Source organism: Mycobacterium sp. E2699, assembly GCF_001666745.1.
Classification (GTDB): domain Bacteria; phylum Actinomycetota; class Actinomycetes; order Mycobacteriales; family Mycobacteriaceae; genus Mycobacterium.
This window is the reverse complement of sequence record NZ_LZJH01000099.1, coordinates 104,839-121,683: the sequence shown is the minus strand read 5'-3', so window position 1 is coordinate 121,683 and position 16,845 is coordinate 104,839. Positions and strand designations below refer to the sequence as shown.

The 16,845-nt window shown below is 68.2% G+C and carries 17 protein-coding genes; 10 read left to right on the top strand and 7 right to left on the bottom strand.

The annotated features are described in order from the left end of the window. Positions 1 to 126: 126 nt before the first annotated feature. Positions 127 to 1,287, bottom strand: a complete 1,161-nt coding sequence (locus A5696_RS18185; protein WP_067881998.1) for a cellulase family glycosylhydrolase — start codon at positions 1,285 to 1,287, stop codon at positions 127 to 129. Positions 1,288 to 1,487: 200 nt separating this feature from the next. Continuing rightward, positions 1,488 to 1,868 carry a hypothetical protein gene (locus A5696_RS18180; protein WP_067882029.1) on the bottom strand — a complete coding sequence of 127 codons (381 nt, stop codon included), beginning with the start codon at positions 1,866 to 1,868 and terminating at the stop codon, positions 1,488 to 1,490. Between the two features lie 154 nt (positions 1,869 to 2,022). Here A5696_RS18180 and A5696_RS18175 point away from each other — a divergent pair, with 154 nt between their 5' ends. From A5696_RS18175 to A5696_RS18145, 7 genes are all read left to right on the top strand, one after another. Continuing rightward, a complete protein-coding gene (locus A5696_RS18175; protein ID WP_067881995.1) occupies positions 2,023 to 2,409 on the top strand; it encodes a DUF2237 family protein in 387 nt (128 codons plus the stop codon). 55 nt (positions 2,410 to 2,464) lie between these two features. Continuing rightward, positions 2,465 to 3,733, top strand: a complete 1,269-nt coding sequence (locus tag A5696_RS18170; protein WP_067881992.1) for a sulfotransferase — start codon at positions 2,465 to 2,467, stop codon at positions 3,731 to 3,733. Positions 3,734 to 3,747: 14 nt separating this feature from the next. Beyond that, the gene (locus A5696_RS18165) at positions 3,748 to 4,983 is read left to right on the top strand and encodes an MBL fold metallo-hydrolase (protein ID WP_067881989.1); all 1,236 of its coding nucleotides are present in this window, start codon (positions 3,748 to 3,750) and stop codon (positions 4,981 to 4,983) included. Beyond that, on the top strand, positions 4,980 to 5,729 hold the full coding sequence (locus tag A5696_RS18160) for an SDR family NAD(P)-dependent oxidoreductase (RefSeq protein ID WP_067881986.1): 750 nt from the start codon (positions 4,980 to 4,982) through the stop codon (positions 5,727 to 5,729). The genes A5696_RS18165 and A5696_RS18160 overlap by 4 nt, the downstream gene beginning before the upstream one ends. A gap of 15 nt (positions 5,730 to 5,744) precedes the next feature. Further along, positions 5,745 to 6,224, top strand: a complete 480-nt coding sequence (locus A5696_RS18155; RefSeq protein WP_067881984.1) for a VOC family protein — start codon at positions 5,745 to 5,747, stop codon at positions 6,222 to 6,224. A gap of 1 nt (position 6,225) precedes the next feature. Further along, positions 6,226 to 7,191 (top strand): LLM class flavin-dependent oxidoreductase, encoded by a 966-nt coding sequence (locus A5696_RS18150; protein WP_067881981.1) that lies wholly within the window; start codon positions 6,226 to 6,228, stop codon positions 7,189 to 7,191. Positions 7,192 to 7,622: 431 nt separating this feature from the next. Further along, on the top strand, positions 7,623 to 9,065 hold the full coding sequence (locus A5696_RS18145; RefSeq protein WP_067882026.1) for a hypothetical protein: 1,443 nt from the start codon (positions 7,623 to 7,625) through the stop codon (positions 9,063 to 9,065). Here the strand turns inward: A5696_RS18145 and A5696_RS18140 are convergent. The 4 genes from A5696_RS18140 to A5696_RS18125 form a co-directional block, all read right to left on the bottom strand. Then, a complete protein-coding gene (locus A5696_RS18140; RefSeq protein WP_067881978.1) occupies positions 9,062 to 10,171 on the bottom strand; it encodes a hypothetical protein in 1,110 nt (369 codons plus the stop codon). The genes A5696_RS18145 and A5696_RS18140 overlap by 4 nt on opposite strands. Continuing rightward, positions 10,168 to 10,773: a TetR/AcrR family transcriptional regulator gene (locus tag A5696_RS18135; protein WP_067881975.1), complete on the bottom strand. Its 606-nt coding sequence runs from the start codon at positions 10,771 to 10,773 to the stop codon at positions 10,168 to 10,170. Before A5696_RS18135 ends, A5696_RS18140 begins: the two co-directional genes overlap by 4 nt. After that, a complete protein-coding gene (locus A5696_RS18130; protein WP_067881972.1) occupies positions 10,770 to 11,543 on the bottom strand; it encodes an SDR family NAD(P)-dependent oxidoreductase in 774 nt (257 codons plus the stop codon). Before A5696_RS18130 ends, A5696_RS18135 begins: the two co-directional genes overlap by 4 nt. Before the next feature lie 70 nt (positions 11,544 to 11,613). Further along, the gene (locus tag A5696_RS18125; protein WP_067881969.1) at positions 11,614 to 12,684 is read right to left on the bottom strand and encodes a dihydrodipicolinate reductase; all 1,071 of its coding nucleotides are present in this window, start codon (positions 12,682 to 12,684) and stop codon (positions 11,614 to 11,616) included. A gap of 96 nt (positions 12,685 to 12,780) precedes the next feature. Here A5696_RS18125 and A5696_RS18120 point away from each other — a divergent pair, with 96 nt between their 5' ends. The 3 genes from A5696_RS18120 to A5696_RS18110 all read left to right on the top strand — a co-directional run bounded on the left by A5696_RS18120 (position 12,781) and on the right by A5696_RS18110 (position 15,784). Beyond that, entirely contained in the window at positions 12,781 to 13,638 is an 858-nt protein-coding gene (locus tag A5696_RS18120; RefSeq protein WP_067882024.1) for an SDR family NAD(P)-dependent oxidoreductase, read from the top strand. Positions 13,639 to 13,717: 79 nt separating this feature from the next. Then, positions 13,718 to 14,149, top strand: coding sequence for a hypothetical protein (locus tag A5696_RS18115; protein WP_231964372.1), 432 nt, complete (start codon positions 13,718 to 13,720; stop codon positions 14,147 to 14,149). 135 nt (positions 14,150 to 14,284) lie between these two features. Continuing rightward, positions 14,285 to 15,784: an NAD(P)/FAD-dependent oxidoreductase gene (locus A5696_RS18110; protein WP_067881962.1), complete on the top strand. Its 1,500-nt coding sequence runs from the start codon at positions 14,285 to 14,287 to the stop codon at positions 15,782 to 15,784. A gap of 13 nt (positions 15,785 to 15,797) precedes the next feature. Here the strand turns inward: A5696_RS18110 and A5696_RS18105 are convergent, their stop codons facing one another. Further along, positions 15,798 to 16,814, bottom strand: coding sequence for an AraC family transcriptional regulator (locus A5696_RS18105; protein WP_067881959.1), 1,017 nt, complete (start codon positions 16,812 to 16,814; stop codon positions 15,798 to 15,800). Positions 16,815 to 16,845: the final 31 nt, after the last annotated feature.

The following is a 16,845-nucleotide window of genomic DNA, read 5'->3' as shown; positions in this document are numbered from 1 at the left end:
ATGAGGACACCTCGCGATAACTGGGCTGTCCTCTATGTCGGGAGACATCTGTCCTCTATGTCAATGAACCACAGACCTCCGCCACCGCCACAGCTCCTCCGGTCTTAGCGCAGCTCAGGGCGCATTTCACGTGGGCTGGCCGCTGGTCAGGCTCCGGGCCGCCTGGAACTCGCTGTCCCGGAAGGGCCGGCCGTCGGGCTGCAGCAGGTCGTGGAACCACACCTTCGGGGGCGCCGCGTAGGGGTGATCCCACGAGTCCCACGGGAAGTAGGTCTGAGTCTTTCCGGCGACCAACCCCCAGTTGAAGGCGCCGACGTTGCGCCGTTTGGCGACGGGCAGGATCGTCTCGATGGTGCTGCCCTGGGGCCGGGCCATGTACTCGGTGCAGATGATCGGCCGCCCCAGCGGCGCGAGCTCGGCGATCCGGGACTCGAAGGCGGCGGGTTCGGCGTAGGAGTGGAAGGTGATCACGTCGGAGTTGTTCAGTTGGATGTCGCTGATCGGGCTCCGGCCCCCTTGCTCGCCCTGGTCGACACCGCGCCACACGCCACTGGTCAGCGGCTGGCTGGGATCGACCGAACGGGCCCACCGGAACACCTGCGGGAGCAGCTCGGCGACCCGCTCGAGCTTGTCTTTCCGCTCCACCTTTTGATACACCCGGGCGGGATTGTCGGGCTCGTTCCACAGGTCCCAGCCCAAAACCCGGTTGTCACTGCGGAATTGGGTCAGAACGCTGGTGACATAGTCGTGCAGTACGGGGGTGTAGGCGGGGTCGCCGATGCGTTCGGCGCCGGGGCTCTGCACCCAACCCGAGTTGTGGACCCCCGGCCTCGGCGCCCGTTGCGGACCCAGTTTGGGGAGCGGGTCCCAGCAGGAGTCGAAGAAGACGAACAGCGGCCTGATGCCGTGGCTGGCCGCGACGCTGACGAACTGCGCGAGGCGGTTGTGGAAGCCGCGGGCGTCCTGGGCCCAGAGCTGATCATGCAGAAAGACCCGCACGCTGTTGAAGCCGTATGCCCTGGCCCAGCCCAGCTCGGTGTTGATGCGGCGGAGGTCGTAGGTGCCCGGCTGGAACATCTCGAGCTGGTTGATGGCGCTCGACGGGATGTAGTTGGCACCGACGAGCCAGCCCTGCGCCTGATACCAGCGGTTGGCGCGGTCGGGCGACCACCGCATGACCTCACCGGAGGAGCGGGGCGCCGGTTCCGCGGAGGCGCGAGGAGCGTGGGCCAACGCCGTGCCCGCCGCCAGCAGCAGTGGAAGCTTGAGGGCCGTTCGACGGTGCACGAACTGACGATAAATTTTGCGGGGTGATGTTCCCGGTATTTGGCCAGCGAGTCGCCGGGAGCTTATCGACGCGTCAGGAATTGTTATCTTGTTGTGACCTAACGGCGTTCACGCGCTGGGTCAGGGAGTGCGTTGCGCCACTTCGGGTGCGATCCCGAGGAGCGCCAAGGGCGTTGTGCCCCTAGTGAAAACGGGTCCGCTCAGATGCCGACTGGCGGCGCCCACTCGTCGACGATGAGGGGCAACGAGACCGTCGATTCGCCGCAGACAACGTCGATCACCCAGCGGCCGTCAATGGGCAGCCGCGTTTCGATGGGAAAGAACGCGAATCCCGGAAATTCCCCGACGGAGGCCTCCGGCGCCTCGAACGTCGCGCGTTGCGTCGCGTCAACCGTCGGCGGCTTGATCTCGACCTGTACGCGCCGCTCCGAATCGTCGCTGTCGTCCTGCGTCAGCACCACGAGGACAAATCGGGCTACCCGGTCGGGCCCGACGGTATATTTGGACAGCACGCCGCCATGCACGTTCAGCTTGTTATCGACCGTCGCGGCCGCTTCCGCCAGGAAAGCACCCGAAAGCATCACCTGCCGAAGGTACCGCGTCGTAGGTTGGATTGGGTACAGGATGGGAAACGCGGGTTGTGTCCGCCGCGGCCGCCCGCTGTCCGGTGCCTTTCTTCGAACGGATAGCGAAAGTTTCTTCAAACTTCGTGCCGAGGAGCGCGATACTGATCGCGTGCCTGATCGCAATGTGCTCGGCGGTCCGCTGGAACCGTGCGGGACGGAACCACTCACCGGTTTTTACCGCGACGGCTGCTGCTCGACCGGTTCGGAAGACCTCGGCCGGCACACGATCTGCGCGGTGATGACCGCTGAATTCCTGGAACACCAGCGTTCCATCGGTAACGACTTGCTGACGCCGGTGCCCGAGCACCGGTTCCCCGGCCTGCTGCCCGGAGACCGCTGGTGCGTGACCGCGCTGAACTGGCTGCGGGCCCACCACGACGGGTGCGCCGCACCGGTGGTGCTGGCGTCCACCCACGAGCGCACTCTCGAGGTGGTCCCGCTGGAGGCGCTGCAGGAACACAAGGTCGACGTTCCCGACGACCTGGCTAACCTGTAGAACTCGCGGCCCGCTGCGGTAACTTCGACGCAATCGATGTCGAGGAGGCGGGCGCGTGGGTCATGCGGTCGGCGACGTGGATGACATCGACTTCGAAGACCTGACGTCGCCCCGGCTGACCGACGTCCAGCGTCAGGTCCTGGAATTCACCGAGGCGCGGCGCGTCGACCTCGACATCGACCGGATGCTGACCGAAGCGGTCGTCCAGGCCGGCGCCGACGACCTGGACGACACCGACGGGTTCGGTGCGCGGCTGACGGCGCATGTCGCGGCGATCGAGGCCGACGAGGGCCTGACCCAGCTCACCCGCGGCTCGCTGCGGCAGCGGGTGGTCCGCCTGCTGCGCAACCGGCTGTCGCTGGTCGAGCTCATCAGGCGCTACCCCGAGATCGAGTCGATCGAAATAGAGCGGCCGTTCATCGTGGTCGGGATGCCGCGATCGGGCACCACGCATCTGGTGAACCTCATCGCCGCCGACCCGCGCCGGCGTGCGCTGCCCTACTGGGAGAGCCAGGAACCGATCCCCGCCCGCGGCGAGGGCCCGGACATCTTCGGGGTCGATCCGCGTTATGCGCGGGCCAAGGCCGAGCACGACGCGCTCATGGTCAGTGCCCCGGTGGTCGCCGCCATGCACGACCGGTTCCCCGAGGCGATCGAGGAGGAGGTCGAGCTGCTCGACCTCGACCTGGCCGCCTACGTCCTGGAATGGCATGCGCGCGTGCCGGATTGGCGGGACTACTACCTGCAGCTCGACCAGACCCGGCACTACGCATACCTGAAGAAGGTGTTGCAGGCGCTGACCTTCCTGCGCGGCCCGCGGACCTGGGTGCTGAAGAGCCCGCAGCACTGCGAGCAGCTCGGCCCGCTGATGGCGACCTTCCCCGACGCCACGGTGGCCTTCACCCATCGCGACCCCGTCGCGGTGGTGCAGTCGGCGATCACGATGATGGCCTACTCCGATCGGTTGCGGCGCACCAGCATCGACCCGGGTTGGTTGCTGGACTACTGGAGCGACCGGGTGCACCGGCTGCTCGGCGCGTGCGTGCGCGACCGCGACCTGGTTCCGGCCGAACGCAGCATCGACATCAGCTTCCACCACCTCAACGGCAACGAGATGCCGCTACTGGAGCAGCTGTATGGGCGCGGCGGCGTCGAGCTGACACCGAAGGTGCGGGGGCGCCTGCAGCAGTACCTGGAGGGCAACCCGCGGGGCAAGCACGGCCGCGTCCGCTACGACCTGCAGCGGCACTTCGGCATCTCGCCCGACGAACTGCGCGGGCGCTTCGGCTTCTACTTCGACAGGTTCGACGTCCCCCCCGAATGAAGGAGACACCAGCGATGGAACCGGTCTATCGCAGCAGACCCGGCGCCGACGCCATGCGCCCGGCAGCCGCCGAGAAGGCCGAGCGGATAGCGCCGGGGCTGTGGTGCTCGCCGGGCCTGTCGAACGCCTACCTGCTGACCACCGCCGACGGCCGGGTCATCGTCAACACCGGGATGGGCTTCGAGGGGCCGGTGCATCGCGCCAACTTCGACGACGTCGACCCCTCGCCGGTGCGCTACATCATCTTCACACAGGGCCACGTCGACCACGTCGGGGGTTTGGACAGCTTACGAGACCCCGATACCAAGGTTGTCGCGCAAGCGAATTGGACCACCTGGCGCGACGACAACGAGCGCCTGATCCCGTACCGCGCCGCCCGCAGCGCGTTCGCCTTCAAGGACAAGCTGGCGACGGGCATCCAAGCAATTCAGCGCCGGCTCGGTACGACCCGGCTGGCCCCCCAGAGCGTGCCCGTCGTTGACCTCGAATTCGAGGACACACTCACCCTGGAGGTCGGTGGCCGGCGGATGGAGCTGATCGCCGTGCCCGGCGGTGAAACCACCGACTCGCTGGTGGTGTGGCTGCCCGACGAACGGATTTGCCTGTGCGGAAACACCTTTGGCCCGATCTTCGGGCACATCCCCAACCTCGTCACCATGCGGGGTGACCGGTACCGCGACGCCCTGACCGCGATCCAGTCGGTCGAGCGGGTGCGCGAGCTGCGGCCCGAGCTCCTGGTGACCGGCCACTTCGACCCGATCGCCGGCGCCGAGCGCATCAACGCCGAACTGACCCGCCTGCGCGACGCGATCCAGTACGTCCACGACCGGACCGTCGACGGGATGAACGCGGGCAAGGACGTCCGAACCCTGATGCGCGAGATCACCCTGCCGCCGGAATGCGAAGTGGGCCAGGGCTACGGCAAGGTGGCCTGGGATGTGCGCGCCGTCTGGGAGAACTACTCGGGCTGGTTCCATCACCGGTCGACCACCGAGCTCTACCCCGTCGGCTTCGACGCCGTCGCCGCCGACGTGGTGGAGTTGGCCGGTGCCGACGGGCTGGTAGAGAGGGCGCGGGCGCACCTCGATGCGGGCCGGGCACTGCACGCCATTCACCTCGCCGAGCTCGTTCCCGCGGAGCACGCCGGGGCGCGCGAAGTGTTGAAGCGGGCCCACGAAACGCTGCTGGCCGGCAGCACCAACTTCTGGGAAAGCGCCTGGCTGGCAAACCAATTAGCGAGGAGCTCATGACGGCTCGGGTCAGCTTCGACTTCACCGGGACCGCGGTGCTGATCACCGGTGGCACCAGCGGCATCGGGCACGCCACCGCGACGCTGTTCCGGGACGCCGGGGCGTCGGTCGCCATCACCGGAACCAAACCGACCACGGCGGACTACGAGACCGACCTGTCCGGGATGTCCTACCACCAGTTGCAGATCACCGACCACGAGTCGATAGACGCGCTGGCGCACCGGTTCGACCGCCTCGACGTGCTCGTCAACAACGCGGGTGCGAATTTCCCCGGCGGGCTCGACGAGTCGAAACCCGACGGGTTCGACGCGTCGGTCGCGGTCAACCTGACCGGTCCGTACCGGCTCACGGTCGCGCTGTACCGGGCGCTGAGGTCGTCGCCCGCGGCCGGCGGCGCCAGCGTCGTCAACCTGGCGTCGATGTCCGCGCTGCGGGCGGTGCCGCTGGTCCCCGGGTACGGCGCCGCCAAGGCCGGGATCGTGTGCATCACAAGGAATCTCGCGGTCAAGTGGGCGGGTAAAGGGATTCGGGTGAACGCGGTGGCACCGGGCACCATCGACACACCGATGACCGCCCCGATGCACGGCGCCGCCGAACTGGTGGATTCCGAGTTGTCCCACATTCCGTTGCGCCGCTTCGGATCCCCGGGAGAGATCGCGCCCACGATCGCGTTTCTGTGCACCGAGCAGAGCGGCTACACCAGCGGTGCGCTGTTCGTCGTCGACGGCGCGTCGGACTGCGTCTGAAAGGAGGTACTCGCCATGGCATTCGCCCTGCAACCCGAGGACCTGTATCACACCGGCATCGTCGTGCCCGACCTCGATGCGGCCATGGCCAGGCTGACCGCGCTGGCCGGCTACCGGTGGATCAAGCCGATGACCTATACGTTGCCGTTTCGCACCGCCTCCGGCGTCCACGAATTGACATCGACCGTCGTCTATTCTTTGCAGAGCCCACACGTCGAACTCGTACAGGAGGTCCCCGGAAGCCCGTGGACGGCCGCGCCGGGCAACGCCGTGCATCACCTCGGCTACTTCAGCGACAACCTGGCCGAGAGCGCCCAGGCGCTCGAGGCCAACGGCTTCACCCTCGAGATGACTGCCGAGGTGCCCGGTTCCGACCTTGCGCTGTTCGCCTACTACACCGACGCGTTCGGCGCCCGCATCGAAATCGTGGACCGCGGGCTGTTTCCCGACTTTCCCGCATTTCTGCAGTCGATGGCCGGCGCACCCGAGGCATGACGTGTTATTGACCGTGCTGCGCTTCAATTTCGCGTCCCCGCAGGGTGACCCGCGCGTGCAAAGTGAGCTGCTGGCCGCCGCGCTCGAGCTCGCGCAGTGGGGCGAGTCCCACGGCGTCGCCTCGATCAGCGTCGACGAGCATCACGCGACCGGGCACGGATGGAGCTGCAACCCGATCATGGCCGCGTCGATGTTTTTGGCGCGAACGACGACGCTGATCGCCAGCGTGGACTGCGCACTGGGGCCGCTGTGGAACCCCGTCCGGCTGGCCGAGGACATCGCGCTCGTCGACAACATGAGCCGCGGCCGGCTGCACACCACCGTGGGCCTGGGCTACCGGACGGTCGAATATGACGCGCTCGGCGTCGATTTCGACCGGCGCGGCAAACTGATGGACGCCTTGGTCGACCGGATGCTGTCCGTCTGGTCCGGTGCCGACGCAGGGGTATGCACCGGTACCTGGACGAGACCGCATCCGCCGCTGTACGTCGGCGGAGGTTCGCACGCCACGGCGCGGCGCGCGGCGCGATTCCGGCTGCCGCTCAGCCTGGCCGACCACCTGCCCGAGATCGCCGCCTACTACCGCGAGCTGTGCTCCGAGGCCGGCATCAGGCCTGTCGTCCTCATGCCCGGGCCGATCAATCGCGGGATGATCTACCTGCACGAGGACCCCGACAGGGCCTGGGCGGAGCTGGGTGAGCACATCCTGTGGGAGGCCGTCACCTACGGCGGATGGTCGGCCGACGAGCGTTCGCTCATGCACCTGCCCGGGGTTCGGACGCTTGACGAGGTCAAGGCGTCGGGACGGTATCGGTTCCTGACTCCCGACCAGCTCGTCGCCGAGGTGCGTGAGTCCGAACAGTACGGGCCGCTCGTCATGCACCCGCTGGTCGGCGGGATGCCGGTCGACGAGGCGTGGAAATCGGTGCAGCTGCTCACCGACAAGGTACTGCCCGCACTGGCCTGATTGCGCCCACCGATAACGGGTAAGCGTTGGAGCGTAATCGAAATCGGCAATTGGGGGAATTCGATGAGATCTCAAGTTCGTAGGGTAATCGCGCTGCTCGGCGGTGCCGCCGTTGTTGGCCTGGGAGTCGGCTGCGGCGTCGCGGCCGCGGACATTTCGGCGGGTGGCGCGCCGGCCGCGCCGCCGACGTCGTCCAGCCCGGCGCCGCCGCCACCACCGGCGCCCGCGCGCGTGCCTTACGGCGGTGGTTACTCGAACTCCGCGCCCGGCGGTGGCGGCGCTGCCGGCGGCGCGGGCGGAGGAGCAGGCGGTGCCGGAGGAGGAGCAGGTGGCGGCGGCGGATAGGCCGCCGCCCGGAAGCTAGGAGCTGCCTCGTCGGCGGCCGGTGCATCGGCCGCCCACGAGGTGTCACCGTGTGGTTCGATCAGCACGTGACACGACGATTCGGCGGGATCTTTGCGGTCCCGGTCCTCGCGGCGTTGGCAATGCTGCTCGCGCCGCCAGCCTGGGCCGACGCGTACACCGACCAGGTGGTGGACCGGTTCGGTGCGCAGACCCACGTGGTGGCCGACCCGGCGGCCCGCCCGCCGCTGCAGAACCCCGACCAGCTGAACCAGCAGATCCTCACCAGCCGGTGGGCGTGGAGCCGTACACCGCCGGTTTGGGTGGCCGCTGTGGCGCCCGAACAGACGGGGGTGACCACCCCGGATGCCATCCACAACGTCATCGTGGGCCGCGATCCGGGGTTCAGCGGCGTCATCCTGGTCATCGACGCCAAGGGCTATCACGTGCGCGCCTACAACGTGCCCAGGGTGATCGCCGACAGCGTGGACTCGTTCCTCGGGCAGTCGGCCAGGGAGCACCGCAATGATCCGTACGGCGCCACCAGCGACTTCATCAGCAAGCTGTCCGGTGTGAGCAACGCGTCCGGAGGCACGGTGACGACTTCTCCCGTCGGCAGCGCCAAGCACAGCAGCTGGGCTCCGCTGTGGACGGCGCTGATCGTCGTAGGCGTCGCGCTGGCGGCGGTCGGGCTGATCTGGTTCGCCGTGGGGCGAAGCCGCAAGCGCCGCAAGGACAACGAAGCCCGGGAATGGGTCAAGGGGCAGTTGATCGCCGCCGAATCCGAGGTCGCCGACCTCGATAATGCGGTCATCGCCAACGCCGACACCGATGTCAGCGCCGAGTCGCTGAAGGCCAACGCCAGTCTCGGCGACGCCCGAAAGGCCTACCAGGCGGGCGATTACACCGCGGCGCGGGCGCACCTACGGGCCGTGCAGTCAACTGTGGAAAAGGCCAACCGGAAGCTGAACCCCGGGCCCAACGTGTCCGCCGTGACGTCGGTGCCGGAGGCCGACCGCAGGCAGGCCACGGTGCGGGCGAAGAACCCGAATACCGGGGAGTACGTGACGATCAACAACAACAACTACAGCACCACCCCGCAACCCGGCTACGCGAACTACTACCCCGGTGGCATGTACAACGGGATGTTTTTCTACCCCGGCTACTACCCGTACGCGTTCTGGGGGCCGGGCTGGGGCTGGGCCCTGGCCGACGTCCTGCTGATCGACGCCATGCTCGACGACCATTGGGGCGGCAGTTACGACCGGGGTTTCGACGCCGGATGGGAATCCGCACAGGCGAATCAGAGCTTCGACAGCGCCGCGAGCGGCGGCTACGACAGCCAGCAGGGCGACGCCGGCTTCGACGGGGGCTACCAGTACTCGGGCGGCGGCGACACCGGTTTCGGCGGCAACGACTGGGGTGGCGGGTTCGACTCCGGCGGCTCGGACTTCGGGGGCGGGTTCGACTCCGGTGGGTCGGACTTCGGGGGTGGATTCGACTCCGGTGGCGGGGGCGACAGCGGCTTCTAGAACGCCGAGACCCCGTCGCGGTGCGGGTGCAGCGCCCCCACCGGTGACGTGAGCGGGATGTGCAGCGCGTCAACGATTCCCGGCTCCGCCTCGCAGACCCGGGGAATGGCGTTGACCGCGCGCATGCCCGTTGCCAGCAGGCCGTGATCGTTGTGGCTGTCGCCGGGTCGATGCCCGACCTCGAACTCGGCGTCGAAGCTCGGTTCGCCGTCGATGATGACGCGCCAGATGCCGTCGGTTCCACCGGTGCGGCCCTTAGGCCAGTCGGGGGCCAGGTCGTCGGCGATGCGGTCGACGTGCTCGATGGTGATGACGTCGACGCCGTCGACGACCCCGATGCAACGCGCCCGGGTGGCGCCGACGGTCCCCGCCCCGACAAGCCCGAACGCGGTAGGGATGTCGCGCGGGGTGGGTAGAAACTCACACGTCTCGCGGAGGTCGTCCAGCTCAACCCCTAGCGCGTCGGCCACCATGGTGACCGCGGCGCCCCAGCCCCAGCGCAGCACGCCGGGCCTCATCAACCCGCCCCGATAGTCCAGCGGCTGGCCGAAGCCGAACAGTTCACGCATGTCGTATTCGGCCGGGTACTCGGAGTAGTTCGTGATCTCGATGCCGCGCACCGAATAAACCTTGTGCGACATGGACATCAGCGCGATCGGGAACAGGTCGGCGCCGAACCCGGGCTCGATGCCGCTGGAGAACAGTGAGCTGCCGCCGGCCTCGGCGGCGCCGCGGATCGCGTCGGTCACCTTGGCCGGCAGCGAACCGCGCGGGTAGACCAGCCCCGGTATCGCGGTCGTCACCACGTTCTTCCCTGCGGCCAGGATCCGGCACAGGTCGCCGATGGCTTCCTTCATCCGCGGTGGCGCGGGCGCGGCATAGACCACGCAGTCGGCCTCGCCGCCAAGGATTTCCGTTTCGTCGCGGGTGGCGAGAACGCCGACGGGGTCGATGCCGGCGAGCTCGCCGGCGTCCTTGCCGTCCTTGCTGTCCGAGTGCACCCACACCCCGACGAGTTCGAGGTTGCTGCGGTCGGCGATGGTTCGGATCGCGTACTTCCCGACCCCGCCGGTGGCCCAGACCGCGACCTTGTAGTTGTCCTTCACGATTTCGGCTTCCTCCTCCAGTGGCTGCCCTTGACCGCGTCGAGGGCCTCGGTCACGTAGAGCTCCAGCGGCCGCGAGGCCCCGGTTTGGCGGACCCATCGTCGGAACGCGAAATCCGCAGCCGCGAACGCGAGTTGGACCAGCAGGCCGGGACGCATGTCGTCCTCGGGATTGGCGCCCATGCGTTCGCCGATCAGTTTGGCGGCGCGCTCCCTGTCGGCGGGCGTGTGGATGGTGGCCTTGTCGAGCAGGCCCGGAGCGACCAGCAGGGCCTCGCGCCATTCCTCGACGTCGGCTTGGTCGAACGAGCGGATCCGCGCGACGATGGCGTTGATCAGCGCGACGTCCGGCGATTCCCTGGGCGGCCGCTGTTCGAGGAGGTTGACGATGGCGGCGCCGCCGTGGCGCACGGGGGCCAGCAGCAGGTCCTCCTTCGTCGGCACGTGGCGGAAGAAGGTGCGTGCGGAAACTCCTGCGGCAGTGGCGATTTCCTCCGTCGTTACGGCGTCGTAGCCGCGCTCGATGAACAACCGAAACGCCGCGCGTCGGATTTCGGCGCGGATCTGTGCGCGCTGCCGATCACGCAGGGATCCCTCGGTCACCGGAAGCAGCCGATCCCGCCGTCGACGTGAATGGTCTGACCGGTGATGAACGTCGCGTCGCTGCCGAGCAGGAACGCCACGAGCGCTCCGACATCGGTGCGGACGTCGCCGATGCGCTTCATCGGAACGCGCCCGACCGCCTTGGCATAGTCGTTGGGCGCGAACTGCTTCCACAGCTTGACGCCGTCGGACTCGGCGAACGGGCAGATGACGTTGACGCGGATGTTGTCGCGCCCCCATTCGAGGGCGGCGACCTTGGACAGCCCGCGAATGGCCTCCTTGGCGGCGGCGTAGCCGCCCCACCGGGGCTCGCCACCGGTGCCCGTGCCCGAGCCGAGGTTGACGATCGACCCGCCGCCCGCCTCGACCATCAGCGGGTACGTGGCCTGCATGAGCAGAAAGGTCGCGCGGGGACCGACGTCGTAACCGAGCGCCAGGTCCTCGGTGGTGACGTCGACGAACGGCTTCGGCTCGTTGGTGGCGATGGCGTTATTGACCAGGCCGTGCACGGTGCCGAAGGCGTCCACCGCGGCCGCGACGATCCGCTGCGCGCTGGACGGGTCGCGCAGATCGGCGACCAGCCGTTCGACACGCCCCAGTGCCGTGAGCTCGGCGGTGGTCGCGTCGAGCACCTCGGCTTGGATGTCGACCAGCAGCACTTCGGCGCCACGCTCGAGCAGCGCAGCGGCGACGCCCTTGCCGACGCCCTGCGCCGCACCGGTGACGACCGCGACGTGGCCGCGCATCGAGGACGGGTGGGAGTAGGTCATTCGACGGGTCCCGGTTGCAGCCGAACCCCCACCCGCCCCTCCTGCTTTCGCCACACGTCGGTCAGCACGGTCATGGCGTGGCCGCAAGGTCGGGGGCGGGGCGGCCGGCGAACAACGGCAGGTCCAGGTAGGTCTTGATGCCGGGCCCGGCGGCGCACACGTCAGGGATGGCGTTGACGCAGTGGTTGGCCGTGGCGACCACGCCGGGATTCTTGACCAGCCCTTCGGCGATGGTCTCCGGCTGCAGCCCCTTGAAGGTGAGGCTGACGGTAGGGTCGCCGGTGATCTCCACTTCGAAGCGTTCGCCGCGCCCACCGAAATCCCAGGCGGGATCCAGGTTTTCCTCGCCCATCAGCCAGTTGACCGCGGCGGTGATGACCGGCTCGCCGTCGACGAGGGCCTGCCAGCGGAACCGGCGCGCGGCCACGGTTCCGGTGGTGATCGGGAACGGGGCGTAGTCGATGTCGGAGGTTGCCACCGCGACATCCTGGATTGTCCTGATGTTGGGATCGATGCGAAATCCCATGTGGTCGGCGATCATTCGCACCGACTGCTTGAAGCCCCCGTCGAGCAGGCCTGCCATGGGCCCCTGCATGGCTTCCTCGGGGGTGCCGCCAAAGCCCATGATGTGGCGCACGACGTCCGGGGCGTTGTAGGTGCGGATGTCGGAGAACTCCTCGGCGCGCACGTGCGTGACCGCCGACGACAGCGACGAGAGCATCAGCGGGAATCGCTCGGTGATGCCGCCAGGGTGGATCCCCGAACCGTGCAGTGTCACCCCGCCCTCGACGGCAGCGTCGGCGACGGCCTGGTGGCGCGGGTTGGCCGGATCGGGGTATACCCAGCCGACGGGGGTGACCACGTTCTTGCCGGACCGCAAGATCGCGATTACCTCGTCGTCGTTGGGGATCAGGGGGCTGTACACGACGCAGTCCGCGTCGAGGGCCAGCACCTCGTCGACGTTGGTGGTGGCCGCGACGCCGAGCGGGGACTTCCCGATGATGTCGCCCACGTCGACGCCGTCCTTGCTCGCGCTGTGCACCCAGCATCCGACGAGCTCGAGCCGCGGGTGATTCAACACGCATGCGATGGCGGCTTTGCCGACACCCCCCGTCGCCCATTGAATGACACGGAGATTCATGGGGCCTCCCAAGCGCACGCCTTTACACACCACCAGATGGAATGGCACAGTATGACCCGCTGACAGTCACTGTCAATGGACAAGGAAGGCCTGACGATGGGCGTCCTCGACGGCAAGATCGCGATCGTGACCGGAACCAGCCGCGGCGTGGGCGTCGGCATCGCCCACGAATTGCTGCGCGCCGGCGCCACGGTCATCGGTTGCTCCCGTTCGCGGCTGGACACCATCCCGGGCAGCGACGCGCACTGGGCCGCACGCGCCCACCAAAAGGTTTGTGACCAAGGCGATTACCGCTCCATCGATTCGTTCGTGTCAGACGTCGTGGCCACCCACGGCCGCGTCGACATCCTGGTGAACAACGCCGGCGGTACGGTGCCGGCCCCGCACGCGGAGAGCATTCCCGAACTCGTGCAACGGATTCAGGGCGCGCCGCCGAGTGACGACGAGTATGAGCGCACGGCACTGTTTCACGCGTACGCGGTGCAGATGAACCTCATCAGCCCGCTGTGGTTCGCGATCCGCGCGTACCGGCAGATGCGCACCCAGGACGGCATGGGCTGCATCATCAACATCTCCAGCGGCGCCGGGCACCCCGCGGGGTCGCCGACGCTGGTCTCCTACGGGGCGGCCAAGAGCGGGCTCAACCAGCTGACCCGGTCGCTGGCCGAGGAGTGGGGACCCAAGGTGCGGGTCAACTGCGTCGCACTGGGCCCGACGATGACCGAGAACTTTCGGTCGTTCGTGCTGCCGAAGGACGATCCGACCGGCGAAAAGTACTTCGCCGCAGTCCCGTTGCGCCGGGCCGGGGAGCCCGCGGAGGTGGGCCGCGTCTGCGTCTTCCTGGCGGGCGGCGACGCCGACTTCGTCAACGGCACCACGATCGAATGCGATGGCGGCATGCTGCCCGGCGTGCTCTACGACGCGGGGCTGAAGACGATCACCGATCTCTTGTAGCCACCCTCGGGGCAAAACTGCCCCCGGTTGCTCGATGCCGGTGTTACTTTCGCGGTTGGCAATGGTTTTGGGAGGCGCCGTGCATCGGACAGTCGTTGCCGCGAGCTGGGCCGCGCTGCTGATCGTCGCGGTCGGCTGCGGCGTCGGGACGCCGCGGGCCGCCGCCGACAATCCGGTCTGCAGCCAGACTTGGTGCGCCTTCCTGTCCCCGTCGCGCAACATCAGTTGCGAGCTGGACTACCGACGCGGCGGTGGCATTCCCGACGAGACCTACTGCCAGTCGATGTCGCCACCGCAGTCGGTGCACATGTCCCCCGACGGGGTGTTCGAGCGGTGCGCGGGGGAATCCTGCCTCGGCAACGCGGGCCAGGGCACGCCCACCCTGCCCTACGGTCAGACGGCCGGGCTCGGCCCCTTCAGCTGCCGGTCGGAAGAAAGCGGCATCTCGTGCACGGTCACGTCCGGGCGCGGCTTCACGATTTCGAACGCGGGGATCGCGCCCGCCGGCTGACGCGGATCCGGCGGCGGGCACGGGTAGCCGCCTGTCCTGAAAGATCAAAAGGTTGTCCTCCGGTGTCAATACCGGCGGGCGTGCGGTGCCGCACAGTTGGGTGAGCACCAGCCCCGACCCGGACAGGAAGCAACCATGAACGCCAGCAGCATCGAACACGTCGACGTGTTGATCGTCGGCGCCGGCATCTCCGGCATCGGCGCCGCCTACTATCTGCGGACCCTGCAGCCCGGCAAGACGTTCGCGATCCTGGAAGCCCGCGACGAGATCGGCGGGACGTGGGACCTGTTCCGCTACCCCGGGATTCGGTCGGACTCGGACCTGCACACCTTCAGCTACGAGTTCAAGGCGTGGCAGAACGACAAGGCCATCGCCAGCGCGGACGCCATCATGGCCTACCTGCGCGAGACGGTGGCCGAGAACGGGATCGGCCGGTCGATCCGGTTCCGGCACAAGGTGATCAGCGCGGCCTGGTCCACCAAGGATGCCCGCTGGCTCGTTGAGATCGAGCGCCAGGACACCGGTGAGCACATCACCATGAGTTGCGGGTGGTTCTTCTGCGCCAGCGGCTACTACCGCTACGACGAGGGGTTCACCCCGGAATTTCCGGGGCGGGAGCGGTTCGCCGGACAGATCGTGCACCCGCAGCACTGGCCGGACGACCTGGACTACCGCGGCAAGCGGGTGGTCATCATCGGCAGCGGCGCGACCGCAGTCACGCTGGTGCCCGCCATGGCCGAGACGGCCGGGCACGTGACGATGCTGCAGCGCTCGCCGACCTACATCGTGCCGGTGCCGTCGGAAGACCGCATCGCCAACACGCTGCCCAAGCTCGTCGGGCGCGACCGCGCCTACGCCATCACCCGGCGGAAGAACATCGCCAAGCAGCGGTTCGTCTGGCGTCTGTGCCAGCAGTACCCGCGTGCCGCGCGGCGGCTGATCCGCCACCTCAACGCCAGGCAACTGCCGGCCGGCTATCCGGTCGACGAACACTTCAAGCCGGCCTACAACCCGTGGGACCAGCGGCTGTGCGCGGTGCCGGATGCCGACATGTTCAAGGCGATCCGCGACGGCCGGGCGTCGGTGGTGACCGACCGGATCGACACCTTCACCGAGCGGGGAATTCGGCTGCAATCCGGGCGTGAACTCGATGCCGACATCATCGTGACGGCGACCGGGCTGAACCTGCTGGCCTTCGGCGGGATCACGCTCACGGTGGACGGCGCGCCCGTCGACTTGTCGGAAAAGGTGGCCTTCAAGGGCTTCCTGCTGAGCGATGTCCCCAACTTCGCCTACGTGTTCGGCTACACCAACTCGTCCTGGACGCTGAAGGTCGGCCTGATCTGCGAGCACTTCTGCCGGCTGTTGGCCCGCATGGACGCGCACGGCGACACCATCTGCTACCCGCGGCTGCCGGGATCCATGCCGACCCGTCCACTGCTGGAAGTCGCCGCCGGCTACGTCAAGCGGGCGGCCGACCAGTTCCCGCGTCAGGGCGTCGAAGGCCCGTGGCGCACCTGCATGGACTACCGCGCCGATTACCGGACGCTGCGCGAGGGCCCCGTCGAGGACAAGAACCTGTTCTTCGCGACCCCATCGCCCGCCGACGGCCGCGAGCCCGCGCTGACCGCGTGACCGCCCCGGGCCCTCACACCCGCGCCATCGCCCGCGCGCGAGTGTTGTTGCGGTATGCGGCCGGGCCCGTTCCGAACCAGCGCTTGCACGAGCGAGTCAGCACGCTTTGCTCCGCGTAGCCCAGTTCCCGGGCCAGGTGGCTGAGGCTCATGGCGGTGCCGCGCAGGTAGCGCTCCGCGGCGTCCCTGCGGACTTGGTCGACCAGCGCGGCGAACGTGGTGCCCTCGTCGGCGAGCCTGCGCTGCAACGTTTTCGGATGCACGTTGAACTGATTGGCGACCACGTCGAGCGTCGCCGCCCCGGTGGGAAGCAGCTGACGAACGATGATCCGCACCGACTCGACGATCCCGGCGTCGTGCGGGGTGATGCCGTTCAGGTAGTCGACGACGGCCTTGTGCGCGACGTCATCGCGGTGCAACGGGCGGCTCAGGTCCGCGGTGCGTACCGTGAAGCCCCCAGCCGGAGCGGCGAACTCGGGCGTGCATCCGAAGTACCGCACGTAGTCGGCTCTCGGCGTGAGCGGTTCGTGCGGCAGGTGCACCTTCACCGGGGTGTAGTCGGCGCCCATCAGCAGCCGGAACACCCTCAGCGAAACACCCAGCGCCAGTTCGGTGGTCTGCTGGTGCGGCGGCGCGTGGTCGAGGAGAAACTCGACGGTCAGGAACGACAGCTCCGGGTCGGGCAGCGGTAGCACGCGGATACCGATCACCGGGCTGTAGGCCGCCATGTACGTGCCGAAGATCGCCAACGCGTCGGCGACGGTTGCGGCGGTGCGGGCCGCCACGCCGACCGGACCCAGGATCTCGATGCCCTGCCGTTGCGCCAGCCGCCGCCCGAAGTCGGGGGTGTTCGTGGCCTGGGCGGCGGACTCGATCGCGTGTATCGCCGCGAGGTAGGGAATGAACGTGTCGTAGTTGCCGGCGTCCTGCTGCCGGATGCCCGCCGCGCGCAGCAGGCTCGCCGGGTCGCCGCCCAGTTCGGCCACCAGGCTCGGGTAATTCGAGAGCGCCGTCCCGCGGACCACGGACATGTGATTGACCCTTCAGCGCGCGGCGACACCA

Bases quoted from the DNA above. Each gene is read 5' to 3' on its own strand.
- A5696_RS18105 (WP_067881959.1), bottom strand. From the start codon at position 16,814: ATGTCCGTGGTCCGCGGGACGGCGCTCTCGAATTACCCGAGCCTGGTG.
- A5696_RS18130 (WP_067881972.1), bottom strand. From the start codon at position 11,543: ATGACCTACTCCCACCCGTCCTCGATGCGCGGCCACGTCGCGGTCGTC.
- A5696_RS18155 (WP_067881984.1), top strand. From the start codon at position 5,745: ATGGCATTCGCCCTGCAACCCGAGGACCTGTATCACACCGGCATCGTC.
- A5696_RS18110 (WP_067881962.1), top strand. From the start codon at position 14,285: ATGAACGCCAGCAGCATCGAACACGTCGACGTGTTGATCGTCGGCGCC.
- A5696_RS18165 (WP_067881989.1), top strand. From the start codon at position 3,748: ATGGAACCGGTCTATCGCAGCAGACCCGGCGCCGACGCCATGCGCCCG.
- A5696_RS18120 (WP_067882024.1), top strand. From the start codon at position 12,781: ATGGGCGTCCTCGACGGCAAGATCGCGATCGTGACCGGAACCAGCCGC.
- A5696_RS18160 (WP_067881986.1), top strand. From the start codon at position 4,980: ATGACGGCTCGGGTCAGCTTCGACTTCACCGGGACCGCGGTGCTGATC.
- A5696_RS18180 (WP_067882029.1), bottom strand. From the start codon at position 1,868: ATGCTTTCGGGTGCTTTCCTGGCGGAAGCGGCCGCGACGGTCGATAAC.
- A5696_RS18125 (WP_067881969.1), bottom strand. From the start codon at position 12,684: ATGAATCTCCGTGTCATTCAATGGGCGACGGGGGGTGTCGGCAAAGCC.